The sequence below is a fragment of the Streptomyces sp. APSN-46.1 genome (assembly GCF_022815725.1).
In the GTDB taxonomy this organism is placed as follows: domain Bacteria; phylum Actinomycetota; class Actinomycetes; order Streptomycetales; family Streptomycetaceae; genus Streptomyces.
The window spans coordinates 277,165-299,263 of record NZ_JALGRF010000004.1; the positions used below are offsets into that span (position 1 = coordinate 277,165).

Sequence of the window (22,099 nt, forward strand, 5' to 3'; positions counted from 1 at the left end):
CGGTAAGGCAAAGTCCGGGTGCGGACCCACCCATCGTAGGCGCGAGCGGAAGATACCCGATGGATCTGTGATACATCAGTCAAACCGGGCGGCGAGCAGCACGATGTCCTCGACGGCGTCCTCCCGCGCCGACTCGGCGGCTCCCTCCGGGAGCACATTGCGCAGGACGTGGTCGCAGAGGGCGGCCGGGTCGTCGCGGGCGCTACGGGGAACCCCCGCGGCCGCCGCGTGCAGCCGGGCGTACGCCCGGTCCATGGGGTCACCGGTACGCCGCAGCAGCCCGTCGGTGTACAGCAGCACCGTTTCTCCAGGTGCGGGTTCGATCTCCACGCTCGGCGCTTCCCAGCAGGCCAGCATCCCCAGCGGCGCGGAGAGCGAGGTCTCCACGTACTCGGTGCGGCGCTCTCCGATGAGCAGCGGCGGCGTGTGCCCGGCGCCGGCCAGAAGGATCTTCCTCTGGGCCGGCTCGCAGTACGCGAAGAGGGCGGTCGCCGAGCGCGCCGGCTCGGTCAGGCGCAGCAGCAGCTCCAGGTCGGACAGGACGGCGACGGGGTCCTCCCCCTCCATGACGGCGTACGCGCGCAGCGACGCCCGCAGCCGCCCCATCGCGGCGACGGCGCTCGGGCCCGACCCGGTGACGGAGCCGACGGCCAGGCCCAGTGCCCCCTCGGGCAGCGGCAGCGCGTCGTACCAGTCGCCGCCGCCGCGCGGGCCGGTGTGGTGGCGGGCGGCGAGCTGGACTCCGGCGATCCGCGGGAGCCGGCTGGGCAGCAATTCCTCGGCGACGATGGCCAGCCGGGAGCGGGAGCGCTCGACCTCCACCATCCGGGCCAGGTGCTCGGCGCCGTGCCGGACGTAGAGGCCGACGAGGTCGCGCTGGCGTTCGCTGGGCTCGGCCTGCTCGTCGTAGAGCCAGACGGCCGCGCCGAGCCGTCCGGTGGCCTCGGCGGTCAGCGGCAGCGCGTAGCTGGCGGCGTAGCCGAGACGGGCGGCGACCTCGCGGTGGCGGGGGTCGACGGGAGCGCCGTACCCCCCGGTGCCGGGCGCGGCGCCGGGTTCGGGGAGCACCTCGGAGCCGCCCTGGGCGTCGGGGAGTCCGTCGAGGATGCGGCCGTACGAGGTGGCACTGCGCGGCACGGTCTCGATGTGGCCGAGGTCGGCGCGGCCGAGGCCCAGGCCGATGGTGGTGGTGGGGCCGAGGCCGTCGGAGGGCTCCAGGACGATCAGGCCGCGGCGGGCGCCGACGAGTGCGGCTCCGGCGCGCAGGAACTCATGGAGGGAGGAGTCGAGGTCGCCGGCGCGGGCAAGGCGCTCGGTGAGCTCGTTGAGGGTGGTGAGGTCGGAGACCATGCCCGCCAGCCGGTCCTGGATGAGCGTGCCGGCGGCAGGGGGCGGGGCGGCCGGTGTGGCGGCGGGGCGTGCGGGCGTGGGCGCCGCAGTGTGCGGTGACGCTGTAACGGCCGGATCGATTCCAGCCACTTTCGGCAGATGCGGGGCGCTCATGGCGTCCGCCTATCCACCTGGTGTGATTCGCCATATAGCATCGCAAACCCCCAGATCGTGCTGCGCCGCCATCAATGAATCCACATCTACACGCACACGAGGAGCGATGTCCAGCATTGCCCAGGTGGGAATCCTGGTGTCCGTGGGACGGCAACTCACTGTCGAGCCAAGGCTAGAACTTGGCCGGAAAAAGCCGGAAGCAGACGGTTTTTGCGATCGACTGAGCGGGCGTCGAAGTCGCTCCGGGTACGTAATCGTTGGTGCCCGGGGGCAGTTGACGCGGTCCGGCACCCGCTGGGAACCGCCCGGCCCGGGCCGTCGTCCTAAGCGGCGGCAGCCGGTCTGGGTACTGCTGCGGGTCGCGCTCAGCCCCCGCCGGACGTTTCATGGACCCGTAAGAAAACTGCACGAACCGTGTGAACCTGCTTCAGGCGGACAGTGACGCGAAACGTGTACGTGTAGTGAAACACCGCTTACATGGTGTGATGTGGCCCTCGGCGTTCAACGGAAAGGAACGAGCGCTCATGCGCGAGATCCTCGGAAGGCGTCTCCAGCGGCTCCGTAATCGCTGCCAATCCCTGCGCTCGGCCTTGTCCTCTGCCCTGTCCTCTGCCCTGTCTTCGGTCTTGCCCTCGGCTCCGTCCTCGGGCACGCCTTCAGCGGAAGTCGGCACTCCGGCCGGTACCTCGACTCTTCTCGACGCGGCGCTGACCTGCGCCACGACCTGGCAGTGGCCGGTTCTGCCGGGGGTCGGCCGCGCCGGGGGCGACAGTGCTCGGTGCGCCTGTCCGGACCCCGACTGTGTGGTGCCCGGCGCGCACCCCTTCGATCCGGGGCTCCTGGCGGCCACCATTGACGCCCGGATGGTGGCCTGGTGGTGGACGAGGCGCCCCTCGGCCCCCGTACTGCTGGCCACCGGTGGCGCTGCCCCGTGCGCCGTGAGCCTCCCGGCCGGCGCGGCGGCGCGTGCCGTCGTACGCCTGGACGCGCAGGGCATGCGGCTCGGTCCGATCGTCGCGACGCCGACCCGGTGGTCGCTGCTGGTGGCGCCGTATTCGCTGGAGCGGCTCGGCGAACTCCTCTACGCCAAGGACCATGTGCCCTCCTCGCTGCGCTTCCACGGCGAGGGCGGCTATCTGCTGCTGCCGCCCTCCGCCGCGTCCGGTGGCGGCCAGGTGCGGTGGGAGCGGGAGCCGGCCGACGGCATCGGAAGCCTCTGGCTGCCGGAGGTCGAGGAGGTCGTGCACGCGCTGGTCGAGGCGAGCAGCGGGGCGCCCGGCGGCGGGAGCCGGCTCGCGTACTGAGCGTTCCGCGTGTTCCAGGCGTCTGGGCGCTCCTGGCGTTCTCGGCGTTCCGGGGGCTCTGGGCGCTCGTTCGTCGGGCTCACTCGACGCATCACTCGTACGGGTGCCAGCGGGACGAGTTTCCAAGGGAATTGGGCGCGGGGATCTCCGAGCCCCATTCCCGCGTCGCTATCTTCGGCGAATGAATCTCCGCTTGATCGGTATCGGCGCCGGTGTGCTGGTCATCTTGTCGCTCCCGCTCGCGGGAGCGATCGCCGGGCCGGATTTCGCCGGTCAGGGCGACGGAAAGGGCGGCGGGTTGCTCACCTCGCTGGGACTGTCCGATCCCGCGGGCCACTCGCGTACCCCACATCAGGCGCGGCCGGCCCAGTCGGCCGCCCGGCCCGCCGAGCCTGCGCCGCCCGGACCGCCGGAGCAGCCCCGTACGGATTCCCGGTGCGGGCCCGAACTCTCCTCGCCGCAGGGCGTGGAGGCGCAGACGTGCGTGCTGGTGGGTGCGGGCCAGACCTGGGGCCGCAGCTACTACCGCAACACCAGCGGGCATCCGCTGGACGCCGTACTGACGGTGATGGGGCCGGCCGGGCGTACCGTGCAGATCCTGTGCGCGGTCGACTCGGGCGATGAGCCGGGTCTGTGCGAGACGCCGAGGGAGGCTTCGGCGGGATTGCCGGACGACTACACGGCCGTTGCGGAGTTTGCAGTTCCGGATGATGAAGGGAAGCTGCTGCTGCGGTCCGGAAGCAACTCACCGGCACCAGGAGACGGTTGACCGCCGTGGAAAATTGAAGGCCCGGTCGCTGGCGACGGGGGATGCACCAGCGACCGGGCTACAAGAACCGTAACAAGAGATCGCCTGTTCGCAAATTCGATCTCTGATATTCAGACATAGATTTGCAGGCGATTAGCGGGAGTTGTGACCCCAGTCACCGGACCCGCGGGTGCACGGAGGTCAGCTGATCGTGACCTGGCGATTGGTGAGGCCACCGCGTGCCCGGCGCTCCTCGACGGAGAGCGGGGCGTCCGTGGCGAGGGCCGCGGCCAGCCGTTCCGCGAACTCCGCGGCGGGCTTCTCCACGTCGTCGGCGGAGACCCCGGTGGGCAGGTCCCAGACGGGGACCATCAGGCCGTGCGCGCGGAAGGAACCGACGAGCTTGGTGCCTTCGCCGAGGGAGGATGTGCCTGCGGCGTGCAGTCGCGCGAGGGCGTCGAGCAGCTTCTCCTCGGGGTGCGGCATGACCCAGCGCAGGTGATTCTTCTCCGGGGTCTCGCACCAGTAGGCCGCGTCGAGGCCGGCCATCTTGACGGTCGGGATCGCCGCGGCGTTGGCGCGCTCCAGCGAGGCGGCGATCTCCGGAGAGGCGTTCTGGGCGCTCTCCGATTCCGGAATCCAGAATTCGAAGCCGGTGTGCACAACCGGCTCGAAAGCGCCGCTCGTGTCCAGGAGATCCTGAAGTCGGGGACCTTCGGCCGGAACTCGGCGGGCCGGAATCGGAGTTCCAGGTTCCGCTGCGAGCGCGCGTTCCAGGGTGTCGGCCATGTCCCGGGAGAGGTCCCCGGTGGTCGAGTCGTTCTGCAGGCCGAGGAGGACGGACCCGTCCTCACGGCGCAGCGCCGGCCAGGCCATGGGGAGTACGGTCACCAGCGTGACGGAGGGGACGCCCTCGGGCAGACCGCCCTTGAGGGTGAGTGGAACGGTGGCCGCAGGGACCAGCTCGCGCAGCGCCACCCAGTCGCACTCGCCGGGAAGTCCCTCGAACGGGCGCTGGACGTGCTCGGTGACGGCGTGCGAGGCGGCGGCGCCGTGACAGGCCTTGTAGCGGCGACCGGATCCGCAGGGGCAGGGCTCGCGGGCGCCTACCACCGGGATCTCCCCGTTGTTGAGCTGCGGCTTTGCAGTCTTCGCTGCGGGGCGCTTCTTGGCCATCGTGGGTGTCTCCCGGTTGCGGCGGTACGGCGTTGTGTCTGGGCGCGAGCCTAGCCGTTCGTACCGCCGGAACCGGTGGGGTGCGGCCGGGAGCACGGTCGGCGTGCGCTCCCGGTCGGCCGCGTGTGCCGATGACCGGTACTGCTGTCGGTGCTGTTGTCGCTGCTGCTGTCGGTACTGATGTCAGTACTGCTGTCGGGGATCCTCTGACGGGTGATGCGGTGTTCAGGGATCCAGATCGTCGAATGCGGTGCTGAAGTCGATCGCCGGAGGCGCAACGCGCGTAGCGAAATCATCGTGCCGGGCCCCGCACGCGACAATCACCCACACGGTGACCTCGCCCGCCGCACCGTCCCGGACACCCCAGTCCAGGGCCAGGGCGCTGATGATGTTCAGCCCCCGGCCGCCGCGCGCGGTGACCGAGGGCGTGGCCGGGACCGGGCGGGTGGGACCGCCTCCGTCCGTGACCTCGACCGTCAGCCGCCCCGCTCTGTCGACGCGCCAGGCGGCGCGTATCTCCCCGTCTCCGATCTCACGCGAGCCCAGCGGCCGGCCGTGGCGGCAGGCGTTGCTGAGCAGTTCGGAAAGGATCAGTACGGCGTCGTCCACGACCGATTCGGACACTCCGCCGATACGCAATTCCTCGCGCATGCGGTGTCTCGCTTCGCCCACGCCCGCAGGACCATGGGACACGTCCATGCACGACGACGTGGGCACCTCTTGTGCCACCACCAACGCCACCCCCGGAACCTCCTTAGCCCCACGCCAAGGTCTGGATGCCCCAATGGCCTGGACCGGAAACCGCCAAAGTGGAGAGCTGTGACGCATTCATGACCGGTGGACGCGGAGCGGATGCGCCGGGGCACACCCTGTGACGTACGGGCCCGGGGTGGCGGGTGTGCGAACCGGGAAGTCAGCGTCCCAGCTGTGACAGAACCTGTCGAGGTCTGTTCGTGATGATCGCTTCCACGCCCAGATCGGCGCAGAGCTGAACGTCTTCCGGCTCATTTACGGTCCATACGTGCACGGAGTGGCCCGTGACCTGGAGCTTGCGGATGTAGCCGGGGTGGTTGCGCACGATCCGTATCCCGGGTCCGGCGATCGTCACGCCGGCCGGCAGACGCCCGTCCCGCATCCGGGGCGTGATGAACTGCATCAGGTACACGGTCGGCACCGTCGGGGCGGCCGCCCGCACCCGGTGCAGGGAGCGCGCGGAGAAACTCATGACCCGGACCGGGTGCGGACCGTCGGCGGGCGGAGTGTCCAGTCCGAAGCGCTTGAGGAGGAAGAGGAGCCGCTCCTCCACCTGCCCGGCCCAGCGGGTGGGGTGCTTCGTCTCGATCGCGAGCGACACCGGGCGGCCGGCGTCGGAGACCAGCTCCAGCAGCCGCTCCAGGGTGAGCACGGAGGTGAGCGCGGGGTCCGCGTCCCAGTCGGGGGACTCCTCGCGGTCCTTCCAGGAGCCGAAGTCGAGCGCGGCGAGGTCGGCCAGCTCCAGGGCCGACACGGCGCCGCGGCCATTGGAGGTGCGGTTCACCCGGCGGTCGTGGACCAGGACCAAGTGGCCGTCGGCCGTGAGCCGGACATCGCATTCGAGCCCGTCGGCGCCGTCCTCGATGGCCTTGCGATAGGCGGCGAGGGTGTGCTCGGGGGCGTCCTCCGAGGCGCCGCGGTGGGCGACGACCTGGATGCGGCTCGGCGTTGCGTGGGTCACTGGGTCATGGTGCCACCGAGGGGTGCCCCGCGTCGGGGGGAACCCTGGGGATGCGTCCGAAATGCCGGGGAGAAAGGATGGGGGGAGACGCACAGGTCCGGCTTACAGTGCTCTGACGGGTCATGGGAAAGGCTTTACCCGGGAACTTGTGCGGCATGTCGAACGTTCAGTCGGACCGATACCGCCAGATAGTTGCAGAAGCTGTGTGTGTTGCGTGTGACGAGGAGAGAGCGCTGTGAGCACCGAGAACGAGGGCACCGCGGCCCCTACGCCCCCCGCGGCCCCGTCCGCACCCCCTGTGCCGGTGGCCGCTCCCCACGCCGACCGGGCGCCTGCCCCGGAGGCGCCCGCCCCGGCGGCCGACCAGGCGCCCGCACCCGCGCCCACTGAGGCGCACGCGCCTGCCGCCGCCGAGCCTGTGACCCAGCAGCTCCCGCCGACGCCCGCGCCCGGGACCGAGCCCACCCAGCAGCTCCCGCAGACCCCGGCTCCCGAGCCGGCCCCGACCCCGGCTCCGCAGCCCGCGCCGCCGGCGGCCCCGGCCTACGGTCAGGCTCCCGCTCCGCACCCTGCGGGCCCCGCCCCGGCCGCGCACGGCGCGGCGGGCTGGCCTCCGCCCCCGCCCCCGCCCGCGGTCCCGGCGTACGGTGGCGGCGGCCACGGCGTGTGGGGCGCGCACCTGGCCGCCGACGGCCAGCCCGCGCCCAAGCCGAAGAAGGGCCGGGGCGGCCTGATCGCGGCCGTGCTCGTGGCGGCCCTCCTCGCCGGCGGTATCGGCGGCGGTGTCGGCTACTGGGCCGCCGAGCGCAGCGACAAGGGCAGCGGCTCCACCACGATCACCGCCGGGAACACCCCCAAGGACCTCAAGCGGGAAGCCGGCTCCATCGCGGGCCTGGCCGCCGGCGCGCTTCCCAGCGTCGTCACCATCGAGGCCTCGGCGGGCGACGGCGAGGGCGGCACCGGCACCGGGTTCGTCTACGACCAGCAGGGCCACATCCTCACCAACAACCACGTGGTGGCCTCCGCCGCGAACGGCGGCAAGCTGTCCGCGACCTTCTCCGACGGCAAGAAGTACGACGCCGAGGTGATCGGCCGCGCCCAGGGCTACGACGTGGCCGTGCTCAAGCTGAAGACCCCGCCGGCCGGCCTCAAGCCGCTGCCGCTCGGCGACTCCGACAAGGTCGCGGTCGGCGACCCGACCATCGCGATCGGCGCGCCGTTCGGCCTCTCCAACACGGTCACGACCGGCATCGTCAGCGCCAAGAACCGCCCGGTGGCCTCCGGTGACGGCTCCGGCAGCAAGAACTCGTACATGAGCGCGCTCCAGACGGACGCCTCGATCAACCCGGGCAACTCCGGTGGCCCGCTGCTCGACGGCCGCGGCGCGGTCATCGGCATCAACTCCGCGATCCAGTCCGCGGGCAACGGAGGATTCGGCGGCGGCCAGACCGGCTCCATCGGCCTCGGCTTCGCCATCCCGATCAACCAGGCGAAGAACGTCGCCGAGTCACTGATCAAGACGGGCAAGCCCGTCTACCCGGTGATCTCGGTCTCCGTGGACATCCAGTCCAAGGCGGAGGGCGCCAAGATCTCCGAGAACGGGGCCTCCGCCGCCGAGCTCGTCGACCCGAACGGCCCGGCCGGCAAGGCGGGTCTGAAGCCCGGCGACCTCATCATCCAGTTCGGCGGCAAGCAGATCGACAGCGGACCCAGCCTGATCAGCGAGATCTGGACGCACAAGCCGGGCGACGTCGTGAAGCTGACCTACGTGCGCGACGGCAAGACGACCACGGTCGACATCACGCTCGGCTCGCGCGTCGGCGACAAGTAGAAACCGGCGACGGGCCGGGATCGGTGGCTTGATGGTGAGGGGCCGTGGGCGGGATTCCGCCTACGGCCCCTCCCAACGTCCGCTTATGCTTCAGCTGTGTTCGATTCGCGGCATATACGGACGTTCCACGAGGTGGTCGTCTCCGGGTCCTACTCGGCGGCCGCCCGCGTCCTGGGGTACACCCAGCCCGCGATCACCCAGCAGATGAAGGCGCTCGAACGCGCCGTCGGCACCCCGCTGTTCACCCGCGTGGGCCGCAAGATGCAACTCACCGAGGCGGGCGAGTCCCTGGCCCGGCACGCCGAGTCGATCCTCGGCAGCCTCTCCGCCGCCGAGGCCCAACTGAAGGCGTACGCACGACTGCGCACCGGACGGGTCCGGCTCTGCGGATTTCCCAGCGCCAACGTCACCCTCGTCCCCGAGGCGCTCAGCGGCCTCGCCAAGGACCACCCGGGCGTGCAGGTCGAGCTGCTGGAGGGGGAGCCGCCGGAGTCCCTGAGGCGGCTGGAACGCGGGGAGTGTGACATCACCCTGGCCTTCACCTACCCGGGGTTGCACGAGGAGATCCCGGACGAGGTCGCCGAGGTCAGGCTGCTGGAGGACCAGCTGACGGTACTGCTGCCGACCGGCCATCAGCTCGCCCGGCGCCGGGCCGTGCACCTGGCCGACCTCGCCGAGGAACGGTGGATAGCGGGCTGCCCGCGCTGCCGGGCGAACCTGCTGCACGAGTGCGCCGAGCTGGGCTTCGTTCCCGACATCCGGTTCGCCACCGACGACAATCTGGTGGTGCAGAGCCTGGTCGCACAGGGCCTCGGCGTGGCCATGATGCCCGCGCTGGTGCTGCCCTCGCTCTCCCTGAGCCGGGTCTGCGGGCGCCCGCTCCAGCCGGCCGCGCGCCGCCACATCGCCGCGTACGTCTACCGCGACCATCTGCGGATCCCGGCGACGGCCGTGGTGCTGAACGAACTGAAACGGGTGGCGTCGAACCGGATCGGCTGCTGAGGGCTGCTGACGGCTACTGAGGGCGCGCGGCTGAGGGCGGCTGAGGGCTGGCGACCTCGGCGATCTCCCGAGACCCCATCCATAAGCGGTACTTGGGATTTCACGTCGGAACTGTCGTTGGACGTGATGGATGCTCTGCCCGACGCTGCCCTTATGACGACCACCACCCAGGCCCGCACCACCGCGAGGATGGCCGCCCTCGTCAGTGAGATCCGCACGGTCGTGGACCGGGGCCTCGCCCCCGACCTGACCGCCTACCTGGTCGGCGAGCGCGTGGCCCCGCACCTGGGCACGCCCGATCTGCTCACTCCGGAGCAGCGCGTGGGGCACACCGACCGGTACCGGCAGCACGTTCTGCACGCGGAGGCGGACGGCAGCTTCTCGGTGGTGGCGCTGGTGTGGCTGCCCGGTCAGGAGACCGCCATCCACGACCACGTCTCGTGGTGTGTGGCCGGGGTGCACGAGGGTCAGGAGAGCGAGCTCCGCTACCGGCTGGCCCCCGCCACGGGATCCGCCCTCGCCCGGCTGGTGGCGACCGAGGAGGTGGTCAACGGCCCTGGTGACGTCTGCGGCTTCGCCCCGCCCGGCGATATCCACAAGGTGCGCAACTCCTGTCGTACGACGGCGATTTCCCTGCACGTCTACGGCGCCGACGTCTCCCGCCTCGGCAGCAGCGTCCGCCGCGTCTACACGCTCCCCGCCGACTGATGGCCCTGCTGAACCGCCCCACCCACCAGACGGTGCGGGCGAGCGGTGTTTCACGTGAAACACCCGCTTCTTGGCCGGGGTTGGCGCTGGCCGCGGCGGGCGCCCTGGTGGCGTTGAGTGTTCACTGGCTGGTCCCGGCAGTGCCGATGCTGACCGCGTCGGTCGTCCTGGGCATCGCGGTGGCTCACCTCCCGGGCATACGGACCTTCGTACGCGGGACGGCCCGGCCCGGGCTCTCCCTGGCGGGACGGCGGCTGATGCGGATCGGCATCGTCCTGCTGGGACTCGGCCTGGGCCTGGACCAGGTGCTCCGGCTGGGCTGGGCCACGGTGGCGATGGTCGTCGGCGTCGTGGCGGCCACCTTCTTCGGCACTCTGTGGCTGGGCCGCCGGCTCGGGCTGCCGGGAGACCAGCCGCTGTTGATCGCCACCGGGTATTCGATCTGCGGGGCCTCGGCGATCGGCGCGGTGAGCGAGGTGTCCGGCAGCGACGAGGAGGACGTGGCGTCCTCGGTGGCGCTGGTGACCCTGTGCGGAACCCTGGCCATCGCGGTGCTCCCGCTGCTCCAGGGACCGTTGGGGCTCTCCGACCCGGCCTTCGGGCGCTGGGTGGGTGCGAGCGTCCACGACGTCGGCCAGGTGGTGGCCACCGCCCAGACCGCGGGCCCGGGGGCGCTGGGGGAGGCGGTACTGGTCAAGCTGATGCGGGTGGCGCTGCTGGCCCCGCTGGTGGCGGCCGTGGCCTTCGCCGTACGGGCCCGGCGGCGCGGGGTGCGCACCGCTTCGGGTCGCAGGCCGGCGCCGGTGCCACTGTTCGTGGCCGGGTTCCTGGCGGCGGCCGCGCTGCGGGCCACCGGAGTGCTGCCCGATGCGGCCCTGGAGTGGGCGCACACGGCACAGGAGGCACTGCTGGCGGCGGCCCTGTTCGGTCTCGGCAGCGCCGTCCATCTACCGACGCTGGCCCGGACGGGAGGGCGGGCCGCGGTGCTGGGCCTCGGGGCGTGGGTGGTGGTGGCCGGGGTTTCGTACGCCGGGGTGCTGCTCACTGTATGAGGCACACAGGGAAGGGAGTTGGCCAATTCCTGGCCGGAACCGACCGAACGTTCTGACTGTGCACTGACATCTCGCCCCGCCCATGCGACCCTGCACCCGATCCGCACCGACAGCTCTTCACCCCCACCCTGCCCAGGACCGACCGGACCGGGCACGGCAGAAGGAGTCATGCGTGAATCGTCATCGCACGGCAGCATCGGTCCTCTTGGCGGCGGGCGCCCTGATCGCGGGCGCGCTGACGGCGGCCACCCCCTCGGCGGCGGCTCCCGCGGACGCGTCGGCCTCGTTCAAGCAGCAGCACACCCGCGGCTTCTGGACTGCCGAGCGCATGCGCAACGCCACGCCGCTCGATGTGACGGCCGCCCCGGGCGCCGGCCGTACGGCGGTCACCGCCTCGGACCGGCCGACCGCCATCGCCCCGACGGCACCGGTCTCCCCCACCGCCTCCCCCACGGCCTTCCCGCAGGCGGGCGGCGCGTGGACGGGCGGCGGCGCGGTCGTGAAGACCTCCGGCCGGGTCTTCTTCACGATGGGAGACCGGACCGCCTCCTGCTCCGGCGACTCCATCACCAGCGCCAACGGCAGCACGGTGATCACCGCCGGCCACTGCGTGAAGTACCAGGGCGCCTGGCACACCAACTGGGTCTTCGTCCCGGCGTACAACAACGGCAACGCGCCCTACGGCCAGTGGTCGGCCACCAAGACCTTCGCGACCGACCAGTGGGCGGCCAGCGAGGACATGAACATGGACGTCGGCCTGGCCGTCGTCGCCCCGCTGAACGGCCAGACGCTCAGCCAGGCCGTCGGCGCCCAGGGCGTCCTGTTCAACGGCGGCTACAACAAGAAGATGTACTCCTTCGGCTTCCCCGCGGCAGCACCCTACGACGGCACCAAGCTCGTCTACTGCAGCGGGAACACCGGCAAGGACTTCCTGCTGACCAAGGACCACAGCCTGGGCTGCAACATGACCGGCGGCTCCAGCGGCGGCCCCTGGTTCCAGGACTTCAACGAGGCCACCGGCCTGGGCACCCAGGTCTCGGTGAACAGCTTCGGCTACACCTTCCTGCCCAACCGGATGTACGGCCCGTACTTCGGCAACGAGGCGAAGGCGGCCTACGACAAGGCCCAGAATTCCTGACCCGGCCGCTCCGCACCGCCTGTCGGCACGCGTACCGGCAGGCGGGCGCCGATCCTCACGCCGGTGGGCCCCACAGGGATCACCCAGCCGGTAGGCTGTAGCCGCTCCGCACCAGGTGAGGCGGCGCAGGGTGGGTTGCCCGAGCGGCCTAAGGGAACGGTCTTGAAAACCGTCGTGGCAGCGATGTCACCGTGGGTTCAAATCCCACACCCACCGCAGCAGGTCAGAGTATGTGCAGGTCAGAAGGGGCGTCCCGCAACAGGGGCGCCCCTTTGCCGTGGGCTGTCGCTGAGCGGGCGGTTCGGCTGTGCGGGTGGTCATGTCCATTGCAGAAACGATCAAGCCCTGTGGGAGCCCGTTCGTGCCTCCTCCGTGTGGAACGTTGGCGGCACAAGCCCCGCCGGAAGGTGGCGGAGCTGATGAACGGAGAGAGCCATGAGCGCTAACCTGCCCGGCGGCGTAGTCCAAATCCTCCCTGACGGTGCGGACTGTCCGCCCAAGACCCTGGGCCTGTACCGGCACTACAACCGTCAGGGCACGGGCTACGGGATCGGAGCCGGCTACAACGTCGACCTCAGTCAGCTGCCCATGCCCGACGGCGGCAGCATGTCCAAGAACGTCTCGTCCTGGGTGAACCTGACGGACAGCGACGCGAAGCTGATCGGCAAGGGCGTGCGCATTCTGAAGGCCGGCGCGAAGCTTGAGGAGCCGGCGGAGTACAACGACACGGTGCTGCGAGTGGAGTGGGACCTGTAGGCCCACGCCTCATCGGAAGGGGTGTCCCGATCGAGGGGCACCCCTTCGTCGTGGGATGCGGCCATCGAGATGCGGCCTCCGTGGCGGGCCGCGATCCTGGAAGGGAGGGGAAAACAACGGAAGGAGCCGCGATGTCTGTGGTGGACAAGCTCAAGCAGATGCTGAAGGGCCACGAGGCGCAGGCCGGACAGGGCATCGACAAGGCTGGAGACTTCGTCGACGAGAAGACCCAGGGCAAGTACAGCAGTCAGGTCGACACTGCCCAGGACAAGCTCAAGGAGCAGTTGGGATCCGACCGACCGCAGGAAGAGCCGCCCCAGTCGTGACTGGGCCTTACGAGTGGTGTTTGTCGGAAGATCGGCGCGCGTGGTGGGGACGGTGCGGTTGCGGACGCATCATGACGAATGTATGCAGATCCGCCCGTCGGAACATCGTCTGTCGGCTTATTGAGAAGTGAGGCACCCCGCCATGGCGCACCGCAGCATCACGTCGGTCTGGACCGCCGTTCTCGGCGCGCTCGTGGCGCTCCTCGCCGCCCTCGGACTCGCCGGGAAGCCGGCCCCGATCGCCGCCGCTGCTTCCGCTTCCCCGGCTCCCGCGGCCGCTGCCGTGCGCCGGCCGGTGGCGGTGGTGGCCCGGCGGACCTGGCGGGCGATGATGCGGGGCGGTTCGCTCCCGCCGACCATCAAGCAGCGCATCCGCGCCGAGGCGCACGGCAAGGCCCCGTCCGTCCGCCGCTCGACGACCGCCGCCGCCCTCGCCGGCGGAACCGCTCCCGCCCCCATGCCTGCCGGAGTACCTGTCGGTGCCGCCCCGGCCACCGGGACCAGCCGGGATCAGATGCGGCTCGCCGCGTAGCCCACGCAGTACGCAGTACGGAAGAGCAGGCGCTGGAGCCCGGTCGGTCACGACCGAGGATCGCGCCGTGCCGTGCCCCGGAGCGGGGTACAGCGTGATCGCCCCGGCGGGCGCCGGGGGCGCGCAAGGGGCGCGCAGCTTGGTATCGCAGGGCCGCAAGCTCGGGAAATGGCGGGGTTCCCGAACGGCGCGGCCTTTTCGGCATGTCCGGGGTGCGGTGTTTTGGCGGAACGTTCATCCCCTGCGAGGCCCCGGTTTCACCTGAGTCCAGGGCGCTGACCTGGGGCGTAGGGGGCGCGAATGAGGTTTATCCGATGTTGCTCATGCTTGCGGGGGAATCGCAGCCTCTCGGGTGGTTCGCCGGGGATTCGGTGGGCAATTCTGATCTCGCGACGTCGTCACCACACGGAACGACCGAGGCGGTCGGCCAACTGCCTTGGAAGAGAACCCACTTCGGTTTCATGGAGGACAAAGAACATGGCAAGCATCCGTACCGCCCGCGTCATCGCCGCCGTCGCCGCGCTCCCCCTCGCTGTCGCACTCTTCGGCGGGGTGGCCTCGGCAGACAACGGCTCTTTCGCGAACGACGGATCGAATGCGAGCGTTGCCAGCGTCATCGGCAGCGGCGTGGGCGGAAACAACCACGGCAACTCCTCCACCTCTCAGCAGGTCGCCACGGGCTCCGGCGCGTCGAACCAGAACAACACCGCGCAGGTCAACGGCTCGGCCTTCACGGCGATCGACCAGTCCAACTCCGACGTCGCGGTGGACTTCCACCCGTGGTGGTAGACCGCCCCTGAGCGGCGCTGACCACTGAGGGCGCCTGTGCGACCGGACCGGCTGGGGTCCGGTAGCGCAGGCGCCCTCGCGCGTTCCCGACCTTGACATCGACCAGGAATCTGACGGACAGTCAGGTTCACTCGTTGATGTGATGCCGGGAGGCCAGCGCCGTGCACCTCGCCCCGACCCAAGGCCAGTTGCGGCTCCGCGCCGAACTGCGGGAGTACTTCCAGAACCTGCTGCCGGACGGGGTGCCCGAAGACCCCGCCGCCCAGCGCGCGCTGCTGCGCCGCATCGGCGCCGACGGACTGCTCGGCCTCGGCTGGCCCGTCGAGTACGGAGGCCAAGGCTGCGGCCCCGGCGAGCAGTTCGTGTTCTTCGACGAGGCCTACCGGGCCGGGGCGCCCGTCTCCATGGTCACCCTCAACACCGTCGGCCCGACTTTGATGAAGTACGGGACGCGGGAGCAGAAGGAGTACTTCCTGCCCCGGATTCTGAAGGGGGAGCTCGTCTTCGCCATCGGCTACTCCGAGCCCGAAGCCGGCACCGACCTCGCCTCCCTCCGTACCCGGGCCGTCCGCGACGGCGGCGCCGACGGGGACTGGGTGGTCGACGGGCAGAAGATCTTCACCTCGAACGCCCAGAACGCGGACTGGATCTGGCTCGCCTGCCGCACTGATCCGGAGGCCCCCAAACACAAGGGGATCTCCATCATCCTGGTGCCCACCGACACCCCCGGGTTCGCCTGGACCCCGATCGACACGGTCGGCGGGCTCACCACCACGGCGACGTACTACGACTCCATCCGCGTGCCGGCCGGCAACCTCGTCGGACCCGAGCACGGCGGGTGGGGACTGATCACCAACCAGCTCAACCACGAGCGCGTGGCCCTCGCCGCCATCGGCATGCAGGCCGAGGACTTCTTCCGGCGCGCACTCGGCCACGCCCGTACCCCCGACCCGGTGACCGGAGACCGCCCGGCCGACCGCCCCTGGGTGCGGTCCCGGCTCGCCGAGGCACACGCGCGGCTGGCCGCCGTACGCCTGCTCAACTGGCGCCTCGTCCAGGACGTGGGCGCCGGCACCCTCGCCCCGGGCGACGCCAGCGGCGTGAAGTTCCTCGGCACCGAATCCACCGTCGAGGTGTACCGGATGTGCCAGGAGGTGGTGGGCGAGGAGGCACTCGTACGGGGGCCGGCGGCCTTCGCGGGCGGTGAGCTGGAGCGGATGAACCGGGCCGCCCAGATCAACACCTTCGGTGGCGGGGTCAGCGAGGTCCAACGGGAGATCGTCGCCATGATGCGGCTCGGCATGAAGGGGAGGAAGCGATGACCGCCACGGCGGACGAGCCGGACGGAGCCGATGAGGCGGCCCGGTTCCACGAGCTGCTCAAGGCCTTCGAGGGGCGGGCCGCCGTCACCGGGGGCCGGGCCAAGGACCCGGTCAACGATCCGATGATCCGCCACTGGTGCGAGGCGATGGGCGACGCCAACCCCGCCTACACCGGCCCGGACGCCATCGCGCCGCCCACCATGCTCCAGGCGTGGACGATGGGCGGGCTCTCCGGCCACACCGGCCGTTCCTCCGCCCAGGACGAGCTCTTCGCACTCCTCGACGGGGCAGGCTGCACCTCCGTGGTCGCCACCGACTGCGAGCAGGAGTACGTGCGGCCGCTGCGCCCCGGTGACGCGGTCACCTTCGACGCCGTCATCGAGTCCGTGTCACCCCGCAAGACGACCACGCTGGGCGCCGGCCACTTCGTGACGACCCGGATGGACGTCCACGCGAACGGAGAGCTCGCCGGGACCCACCGTTTCCGGATCCTCAAGTACGCCCCGCCGCCGAAGCCCACGCCGCGGCCAAAGCCCACGCCCGCGCCGAAGCCCACGCCGGAAGGCCAGACACCGCCACAGACCCGGGGGAAGCACCCCCAGCGCCCGCCCCGGCGCCCGCGCCCCGTGATCAACCGCGACAACCAGGGATTCTGGGACGGAGTCCGGGATCACAGGCTGCTGATCCAGCGCTGCACCGCATGCGGGACCCTCCGCTTCCCCTGGCTCCCCGGCTGCAACGCCTGCGCCTCCCCCGACTGGGACACCGTCGAGGCGACCGGAACCGGCGCGGTGTTCTCGTACGTCGTCATGCATCACCCGACCTTCCCGGCCTTCACCGCGCATGATCATCCCGCTGACGCGGGGGGCCCCGGGGGCCCTTACGCGGTCGCGCTCGTCGAACTCGCGGAGGGCGTCCGCATGATCAGCAACATCACCGGTGTCCCGTACGACAAGGTCCGCATCGGAATGCCCGTCCGGCTGGAGTTCCTCCGCGTGGACGAAGAGCTGGAACTGCCCGTCTTCCGGGGGAGCGACGGCTGATGGACTTTCACCCCACCGAGGAGCAGGCCGCCGCGGCAGGCCTCGCCGCCCGGATCTTCGGCGACCTCGCCACCCACGACCGCCTCGCCGCCACCGGCACCGGCAGCGACACCGAGCTCTGGAAGACCCTGACCGCTGCCGGCCTGACCGCCGCCGTCGAGGACATCGGCCTGCTCGGCCTGGTCCTGCTGCTGGAGGAGCAGGGCCGCACCACCGCGCAGGTCCCGTACGCCGCCACCTGCGTGTACGGGACCCTGCCCGTCGCCCGGCACGGCAGCCCCGAGCAGCGGGCCCGGCTGCTGCCCGCCCTCGGGACGGGCGAGGCGGTGGCCACCGGCGCCTTCCCGGCCCGAGGCCGTATCACCGCCTCGCCGGACGGGCGGCTCACCGGAACCGCGCCCGCCGTGCCATGGCTGCGCGACGCCACGCACGTACTGGTCCCGGACGCGGACCGGGTGCTGTGGCTCGTACGGACGGACGCGCCCGGCGTGGGCACCGAACCGGTGGAGACCACGGCCCCGTGGTCGGCGGGCCGGCTGACCCTGACCGGGGCGGAGGCGGAGCGCCTCGGCGCCGAGGACGCCTACGACCAGGTCCTCGCCGCCGCCCGGACGGCATTCGCCGGCCTCCAGGCGGGGGTCTGCGCGGGCTCGCTGGCCCGCGCCGTCGAGTACACCTCCACCCGCGAGCAGTTCGGGCGGCCGCTGTCCACGAACCAGGGGGTCATGCTGCGCGCGGCCGACGCGTACATGGACACCGAGGCGATCCGGGTCACCGCCTACGAGGCCGCCTGGCGCATCGATGAGGGGCTTCCGGCGGGCGAGCACGCGCTGACGGCGGCCTGGTGGGCCTCCGAGGCGGGGAAGCGGGTGGTGCACACGGGCCAGCACCTGCACGGCGGGACGGGCGCGGATCTGGACCACCCCGTACACCGCCATTTCCTGTGGGGGCGCCAGCTGGACGCGTACCTGGGCTGCGGCAGCGAGCTGCTGTCCGAACTGGGCGCCCTCATCACCGCCGACGTGCCGGACGCACCCGAGGAGGACGCCGCATGAACGTCGGCGACACACTGCCGCCGCTGGAGATCCCGGTCACCCGCACCCTGATCGTCGCGGGCGCGATCGCCTCCCGCGACTACCAGGACGTGCACCACGACGCCGAGCTCGCACGGGCGAAAGGCTCCCCGGACATCTTCATGAACATCCTGACCACCAACGGCCTGGTCGGCCGGTACATCACCGACCATCTCGGTCCGCACGCCGTGCTGCGCAAGGTGGCCATCCGCCTCGGCGCCCCCAATTACCCCGGCGACACCATGACCTTGACCGGCACCGTCACCGCCCTGGCCGGGGACACCGCCGAGATCCGCGTGGTCGGCGCCAACGGCATCGGCCGCCACGTCACCGGAACCGTCACCGTCGCCGTCCCCCTCGGCGCCGAGGAGGGCGTGGCATGAGCGTGCGCCACCGCGACGAGCTGGGCGGCCGCGCCGCCATCGCCGGCATCGGGGCGACGGAGTTCTCCAAGGACTCCGGCCGTAGCGAGCTCAAGCTCGCCGTCGAGGCCGTCCACGCCGCGCTCGACGACGCCGGGCTCACCCCCGCCGACGTCGACGGCATGGTCACCTTCACGATGGACACCAGCCCCGAGATCACCGTGGCCCAGGCGGCCGGCATCGGGGACCTCTCCTTCTTCTCCCGCATCCACTACGGCGGCGGCGCGGCCTGCGCCACCGTCCAGCAGGCCGCCCTCGCCGTCGCGACCGGGGTCGCGGAGGTCGTGGTCTGCTACCGGGCCTTCAACGAGCGCTCCGGCCGCCGCTTCGGCTCGGGCGTACAGCAGCGCGAGCCGTCCGCGGAGGGCGCGGCGCTCGGCTGGTCGCTGCCCTGGGGCCTGCTCACCCCGGCCTCCTGGGTGGCCATGACCGCCCAGCGCTATCTGCACACCTACAACCTGACGCCCGAGGCCTTCGGGCACGTCGCGGTCACGGACCGCCGGCACGCCGCCAACAACCCCGCCGCGTACTTCCACGGCAAGCCCATCACCCTTGCCGACCACGCGGCCTCGCGGTGGATCGTCGAGCCGCTGCGGCTCCTCGACTGCTGCCAGGAGACGGACGGTGGGCAGGCCGTCATCGTCACCAGCACCGAACGGGCCAGGGACCTGCGGCACACACCCGCCGTGATCACAGCGGCCGCCCAGGGCGCCGGCCGCCGCCAGGAGGGGATGACCTCCTTCTATCGCGACGATCTGACCGGGCTGCCGGAGATGGACGTGGTCGCCCGCCAGCTGTGGCGGACCAGCGGGCTGCGGCCGTCGGACATCGACGTCGGCATCCTCTACGACCACTTCACGCCGTTCGTGCTGATGCAGCTGGAGGAGTTCGGCTTCTGCGCGCCCGGGGAGGCCGCCGACTTCGTGGCCGCCGACGCGTTGCCGATCAACACGCACGGCGGCCAGCTCGGGGAGGCCTACCTGCACGGAATGAACGGCATCGCCGAGGCCGTCCGCCAGCTGCGCGGCAGCTCCGTCAACCAGGTCGAGGGCGCGGCGCACGCCCTGGTCACGGCCGGCACCGGGGTGCCGACCTCCGGACTGATACTCGGCGCGGACGGCTGACCGCCGGCGGCGGACCCGGAGTGCGACGCCCCGCCTCCTCCACCTTCAGGAGGTGGGGCACGCCCCACCTCTACAACCTGAGACGGATCCCGCTTCGGCACCTGCGGCCGATCCCAGAACCGGAGCGCGCTCATAGCGTGGAGGCATGACCACGCCTGTGTGCACGCTCGCCTCGAACCCGACGCCGTACCCGTCGTTCTCGGCGTACGTACGGACCCGCGGCACCGTCCTGATGCGCACCGCACGCTCGCTCACCGCCAACCCGTGTGACGCCGAGGACCTGCTCCAGACAGCCCTCGCGAAGACGTACGTCGCCTGGGACCGGATCGAGGACCATCGGGCCCTGGACGGCTATGTCCGGCGGGCACTGGTCAACACCCGCACCTCCCAGTGGCGCAAGCGCAAGGTGGACGAGTTCGCCTGCGACGAGCTCCCGGAGATCGAGGAGGCGCCGGCCACCGACCCCGCCGAGGCGCAGGCACTGCGCGACGCGATGTGGCGCGCGGTCACCCGGCTTCCCGACCGGCAGCGGGCCATGGTCGTCCTGCGCTACTACGAGGACCTGACCGAGGTGCAGACCGCCGAGCTGCTCGGGGTCTCGGTCGGCACGGTCAAGAGCGCCGTCTCCCGCGCGCTCGTCAAGCTCCGCGAGGACCCGGAACTCACCCCGGTCCGCTGATCGGGCGATGTTCCACGTGAAACAAGCGCGCCGTGTTTCACGTGAAACAGTCCGGCGTTTCACGTGAAACACCCCGTCGGTGGACTTACGCTGCGAATACTCGACGTCTTTCTACCCTCGGGTAGTGACATGCCGACCGGTACGTGCGCAGAATCGGCAAGCACCGTAGCCGTCGCAGCGCCGCAGCGCCCACCGGGAGGACGCTTTGCTGAGCACCATGCAGGACGTACCGCTCCTCGTCACCCGCATACTCCAACACGGGATGACGATCCACGGAAAGTCCCAGGTCACGACCTGGACCGGGGAGGCTGAGCCGCACCGCCGCAGCTTTGCCGAGATCGGTACCCGCGCCACCCGCCTAGCCAACGCACTGCGCGATGAGCTCGGCGTCCAGCAGGACGACCGAGTTGCCACGCTCATGTGGAACAACGCCGAGCACGTCGAGGCGTACTTCGCGATCCCCTCGATGGGCGCGGTACTCCACACCCTCAACCTCCGGCTGCCCCCTGAGCAGTTGGTCTTCATCGTCAACCACGCCGCGGACCGGGTCGTGCTCGTCAACGGCACCCTGCTGCCGCTGCTCGCACCGCTGCTGCCGCACCTGCCCACCATCGAGCACGTCGTGGTCGCGGGCATCGGCGACCGCTCCGTGCTCGAAGGCCTCGACGTGCGCGTGCACGAGTACGAGGAGCTCCTCGCGGGTCGCCCCAACACCTACGCCTGGCCCGAGCTGGACGAGCGCCAGGCCGCCGCCATGTGCTACACCTCCGGCACCACCGGGGACCCCAAGGGCGTTGTCTACTCGCACCGCTCGATCTACCTGCACTCCATGCAGGTCAACATGGCCCAGTCGATGGGGCTGACCGACAAGGACACCGCCCTCGTCGTCGTTCCGCAGTTCCACGTGAACGCCTGGGGCCTGCCGCACGCCACCTTCATGACCGGCATCAACCTGCTGATGCCGGACCGCTTCCTGCAGCCCGCCCCGCTCGCCGAGATGATCGAGCGGGAGAAGCCCACGTACGCCGCGGCCGTCCCCACCATCTGGCAGGGCCTGCTGGCCGAGATCACCGCCAACCCGCGCGATCTGACCTCGATGAAGCAGGTCACCATCGGCGGAGCGGCCTGCCCGCCCTCCCTGATGGAGGCCTACGACAAGCTCGGCGTCCGCCTCTGCCACGCCTGGGGCATGACCGAGACCTCGCCCCTGGGCACGATGGCGCACCCGCCAGCCGGTCTGAGCGGCGAGGAGGAGTGGCCGTACCGGGTCACCCAGGGCCGCTTCCCGGCGGGCGTGGAAGCGCGCCTGGTCGGCCCCGGCGGCGACTTCCTGCCCTGGGACGGGGAGTCGGCGGGTGAGCTCGAAGTACGCGGCACCTGGATCGCGGGCGCCTACTACGGCGGCGCGTCCGGCGAACCCTTCCGCCCGGAGGACAAGTTCAGCGCGGACGGCTGGCTCAAGACCGGCGACGTCGGCGTGATCAGCCACGACGGCTTCCTGACCCTGACCGACCGGGCCAAGGACGTCATCAAGTCGGGCGGCGAGTGGATCTCCAGTGTCGAGCTGGAGAACGCGCTCATGGCGCACCCCGAGATCGCCGAGGCGGCGGTCGTCGCCGTGCCCGACGACAAGTGGGGCGAGCGCCCGCTGGCCACCGTCGTCCTCAAGGAGGGCGCGACCGCGGACTACACGGGGCTGCGGGCGTTCCTCGCCCAGTCGATCGCCAAGTGGCAGCTGCCCGAGCGCTGGACGGTCATCGAGGCCGTGCCGAAGACCAGCGTCGGCAAGTTCGACAAGAAGGTGATCCGCAGGCAGTACGCGGACGGCGAGCTGGACGTCACCACGCTGGACTAGCC

The 22,099-nt window shown here is 71.1% G+C and carries 22 protein-coding genes and 1 tRNA gene; 19 read left to right on the top strand and 4 right to left on the bottom strand.

Features of this window, described 5'->3' with window-relative positions:
- Positions 1–75 precede the first annotated feature (75 nt).
- Positions 76–1,503 (bottom strand): PP2C family protein-serine/threonine phosphatase, encoded by a 1,428-nt coding sequence (locus MTF65_RS15635; protein WP_243629297.1) that lies wholly within the window; start codon positions 1,501–1,503, stop codon positions 76–78.
- A gap of 524 nt (positions 1,504–2,027) precedes the next feature.
- On the opposite strand from MTF65_RS15635, the gene MTF65_RS15640 reads away from it, so the two are divergent.
- Complete coding sequence (locus tag MTF65_RS15640; RefSeq protein WP_243629298.1) at positions 2,028–2,807, top strand: bifunctional DNA primase/polymerase; 780 nt, start codon at positions 2,028–2,030, stop codon at positions 2,805–2,807.
- Positions 2,808–2,988: 181 nt separating this feature from the next.
- Positions 2,989–3,576 carry a hypothetical protein gene (locus MTF65_RS15645; protein ID WP_243629299.1) on the top strand — a complete coding sequence of 196 codons (588 nt, stop codon included), beginning with the start codon at positions 2,989–2,991 and terminating at the stop codon, positions 3,574–3,576.
- A 180-nt stretch (positions 3,577–3,756) separates the two neighbouring features.
- On the opposite strand, the gene MTF65_RS15650 is transcribed toward MTF65_RS15645, so the two are convergent.
- The 3 genes from MTF65_RS15650 to MTF65_RS15660 all read right to left on the bottom strand — a co-directional run bounded on the left by MTF65_RS15650 (position 3,757) and on the right by MTF65_RS15660 (position 6,445).
- Entirely contained in the window at positions 3,757–4,731 is a 975-nt protein-coding gene (locus tag MTF65_RS15650) for a DUF5926 family protein (RefSeq protein ID WP_243629300.1), read from the bottom strand.
- 225 nt (positions 4,732–4,956) lie between these two features.
- Positions 4,957–5,559: an ATP-binding protein gene (locus MTF65_RS15655; RefSeq protein ID WP_243629301.1), complete on the bottom strand. Its 603-nt coding sequence runs from the start codon at positions 5,557–5,559 to the stop codon at positions 4,957–4,959.
- A gap of 85 nt (positions 5,560–5,644) precedes the next feature.
- On the bottom strand, positions 5,645–6,445 hold the full coding sequence (locus MTF65_RS15660) for a glycerophosphodiester phosphodiesterase (RefSeq protein WP_243629302.1): 801 nt from the start codon (positions 6,443–6,445) through the stop codon (positions 5,645–5,647).
- A gap of 235 nt (positions 6,446–6,680) precedes the next feature.
- Here MTF65_RS15660 and MTF65_RS15665 point away from each other — a divergent pair, with 235 nt between their 5' ends.
- The 17 genes from MTF65_RS15665 to MTF65_RS15745 all read left to right on the top strand — a co-directional run bounded on the left by MTF65_RS15665 (position 6,681) and on the right by MTF65_RS15745 (position 22,097).
- Positions 6,681–8,276, top strand: a complete 1,596-nt coding sequence (locus MTF65_RS15665) for a S1C family serine protease (protein ID WP_243629303.1) — start codon at positions 6,681–6,683, stop codon at positions 8,274–8,276.
- 96 nt (positions 8,277–8,372) lie between these two features.
- The gene (locus MTF65_RS15670) at positions 8,373–9,278 is read left to right on the top strand and encodes a LysR family transcriptional regulator (protein ID WP_243629304.1); all 906 of its coding nucleotides are present in this window, start codon (positions 8,373–8,375) and stop codon (positions 9,276–9,278) included.
- Between the two features lie 153 nt (positions 9,279–9,431).
- A complete protein-coding gene (locus tag MTF65_RS15675; RefSeq protein WP_243629305.1) occupies positions 9,432–9,986 on the top strand; it encodes a cysteine dioxygenase family protein in 555 nt (184 codons plus the stop codon).
- Positions 9,986–11,038, top strand: a complete 1,053-nt coding sequence (locus tag MTF65_RS15680) for a YeiH family protein (protein ID WP_243629306.1) — start codon at positions 9,986–9,988, stop codon at positions 11,036–11,038. Before MTF65_RS15675 ends, MTF65_RS15680 begins: the two co-directional genes overlap by 1 nt.
- A gap of 172 nt (positions 11,039–11,210) precedes the next feature.
- Positions 11,211–12,176: a serine protease gene (locus MTF65_RS15685; protein WP_243629307.1), complete on the top strand. Its 966-nt coding sequence runs from the start codon at positions 11,211–11,213 to the stop codon at positions 12,174–12,176.
- A gap of 129 nt (positions 12,177–12,305) precedes the next feature.
- Positions 12,306–12,392 (top strand) — tRNA-Ser (locus MTF65_RS15690).
- A 219-nt stretch (positions 12,393–12,611) separates the two neighbouring features.
- Complete coding sequence (locus MTF65_RS15695; RefSeq protein ID WP_243629308.1) at positions 12,612–12,932, top strand: hypothetical protein; 321 nt, start codon at positions 12,612–12,614, stop codon at positions 12,930–12,932.
- 131 nt (positions 12,933–13,063) lie between these two features.
- Positions 13,064–13,258, top strand: coding sequence for an antitoxin (locus MTF65_RS15700; protein ID WP_243629309.1), 195 nt, complete (start codon positions 13,064–13,066; stop codon positions 13,256–13,258).
- 142 nt (positions 13,259–13,400) lie between these two features.
- Positions 13,401–13,790, top strand: coding sequence for a DUF6344 domain-containing protein (locus tag MTF65_RS15705; RefSeq protein ID WP_243629310.1), 390 nt, complete (start codon positions 13,401–13,403; stop codon positions 13,788–13,790).
- Between the two features lie 477 nt (positions 13,791–14,267).
- Positions 14,268–14,579 (top strand): hypothetical protein, encoded by a 312-nt coding sequence (locus MTF65_RS15710; RefSeq protein WP_243629311.1) that lies wholly within the window; start codon positions 14,268–14,270, stop codon positions 14,577–14,579.
- Positions 14,580–14,740: 161 nt separating this feature from the next.
- A complete protein-coding gene (locus tag MTF65_RS15715; protein ID WP_243629312.1) occupies positions 14,741–15,901 on the top strand; it encodes an acyl-CoA dehydrogenase family protein in 1,161 nt (386 codons plus the stop codon).
- Positions 15,898–16,944 (top strand): bifunctional MaoC family dehydratase N-terminal/OB-fold nucleic acid binding domain-containing protein, encoded by a 1,047-nt coding sequence (locus tag MTF65_RS15720; RefSeq protein ID WP_243629313.1) that lies wholly within the window; start codon positions 15,898–15,900, stop codon positions 16,942–16,944. Before MTF65_RS15715 ends, MTF65_RS15720 begins: the two co-directional genes overlap by 4 nt.
- Entirely contained in the window at positions 16,944–17,999 is a 1,056-nt protein-coding gene (locus MTF65_RS15725; protein WP_243629314.1) for an acyl-CoA dehydrogenase family protein, read from the top strand. The genes MTF65_RS15720 and MTF65_RS15725 overlap by 1 nt, the downstream gene beginning before the upstream one ends.
- Positions 17,996–18,400 carry a MaoC family dehydratase gene (locus MTF65_RS15730; RefSeq protein WP_243629315.1) on the top strand — a complete coding sequence of 135 codons (405 nt, stop codon included), beginning with the start codon at positions 17,996–17,998 and terminating at the stop codon, positions 18,398–18,400. Before MTF65_RS15725 ends, MTF65_RS15730 begins: the two co-directional genes overlap by 4 nt.
- A complete protein-coding gene (locus MTF65_RS15735) occupies positions 18,397–19,563 on the top strand; it encodes a lipid-transfer protein (protein ID WP_243629316.1) in 1,167 nt (388 codons plus the stop codon). The genes MTF65_RS15730 and MTF65_RS15735 overlap by 4 nt, the downstream gene beginning before the upstream one ends.
- Positions 19,564–19,708: 145 nt before the next feature.
- Positions 19,709–20,242: a SigE family RNA polymerase sigma factor gene (locus MTF65_RS15740; RefSeq protein WP_243629317.1), complete on the top strand. Its 534-nt coding sequence runs from the start codon at positions 19,709–19,711 to the stop codon at positions 20,240–20,242.
- Positions 20,243–20,447: 205 nt separating this feature from the next.
- Positions 20,448–22,097: a long-chain fatty acid--CoA ligase gene (locus MTF65_RS15745; protein WP_243629318.1), complete on the top strand. Its 1,650-nt coding sequence runs from the start codon at positions 20,448–20,450 to the stop codon at positions 22,095–22,097.
- The last annotated feature ends 2 nt before the right edge of the window (positions 22,098–22,099 follow it).

Coding starts and splice junctions, on each gene's coding strand:
- MTF65_RS15655 (WP_243629301.1), bottom strand. CDS start 5,559: ATGCGTCACAGCTCTCCACTTTGGCGGTTTCCGGTCCAGGCCATTGGG.
- MTF65_RS15635 (WP_243629297.1), bottom strand. CDS start 1,503: ATGAGCGCCCCGCATCTGCCGAAAGTGGCTGGAATCGATCCGGCCGTT.
- MTF65_RS15695 (WP_243629308.1), top strand. CDS start 12,612: ATGAGCGCTAACCTGCCCGGCGGCGTAGTCCAAATCCTCCCTGACGGT.
- MTF65_RS15735 (WP_243629316.1), top strand. CDS start 18,397: ATGAGCGTGCGCCACCGCGACGAGCTGGGCGGCCGCGCCGCCATCGCC.
- MTF65_RS15720 (WP_243629313.1), top strand. CDS start 15,898: ATGACCGCCACGGCGGACGAGCCGGACGGAGCCGATGAGGCGGCCCGG.
- MTF65_RS15705 (WP_243629310.1), top strand. CDS start 13,401: ATGGCGCACCGCAGCATCACGTCGGTCTGGACCGCCGTTCTCGGCGCG.
- MTF65_RS15725 (WP_243629314.1), top strand. CDS start 16,944: ATGGACTTTCACCCCACCGAGGAGCAGGCCGCCGCGGCAGGCCTCGCC.
- MTF65_RS15680 (WP_243629306.1), top strand. CDS start 9,986: ATGGCCCTGCTGAACCGCCCCACCCACCAGACGGTGCGGGCGAGCGGT.
- MTF65_RS15640 (WP_243629298.1), top strand. CDS start 2,028: ATGCGCGAGATCCTCGGAAGGCGTCTCCAGCGGCTCCGTAATCGCTGC.
- MTF65_RS15710 (WP_243629311.1), top strand. CDS start 14,268: ATGGCAAGCATCCGTACCGCCCGCGTCATCGCCGCCGTCGCCGCGCTC.
- MTF65_RS15650 (WP_243629300.1), bottom strand. CDS start 4,731: ATGGCCAAGAAGCGCCCCGCAGCGAAGACTGCAAAGCCGCAGCTCAAC.
- MTF65_RS15740 (WP_243629317.1), top strand. CDS start 19,709: ATGACCACGCCTGTGTGCACGCTCGCCTCGAACCCGACGCCGTACCCG.
- MTF65_RS15730 (WP_243629315.1), top strand. CDS start 17,996: ATGAACGTCGGCGACACACTGCCGCCGCTGGAGATCCCGGTCACCCGC.
- MTF65_RS15700 (WP_243629309.1), top strand. CDS start 13,064: ATGTCTGTGGTGGACAAGCTCAAGCAGATGCTGAAGGGCCACGAGGCG.
- MTF65_RS15675 (WP_243629305.1), top strand. CDS start 9,432: ATGACGACCACCACCCAGGCCCGCACCACCGCGAGGATGGCCGCCCTC.
- MTF65_RS15645 (WP_243629299.1), top strand. CDS start 2,989: ATGAATCTCCGCTTGATCGGTATCGGCGCCGGTGTGCTGGTCATCTTG.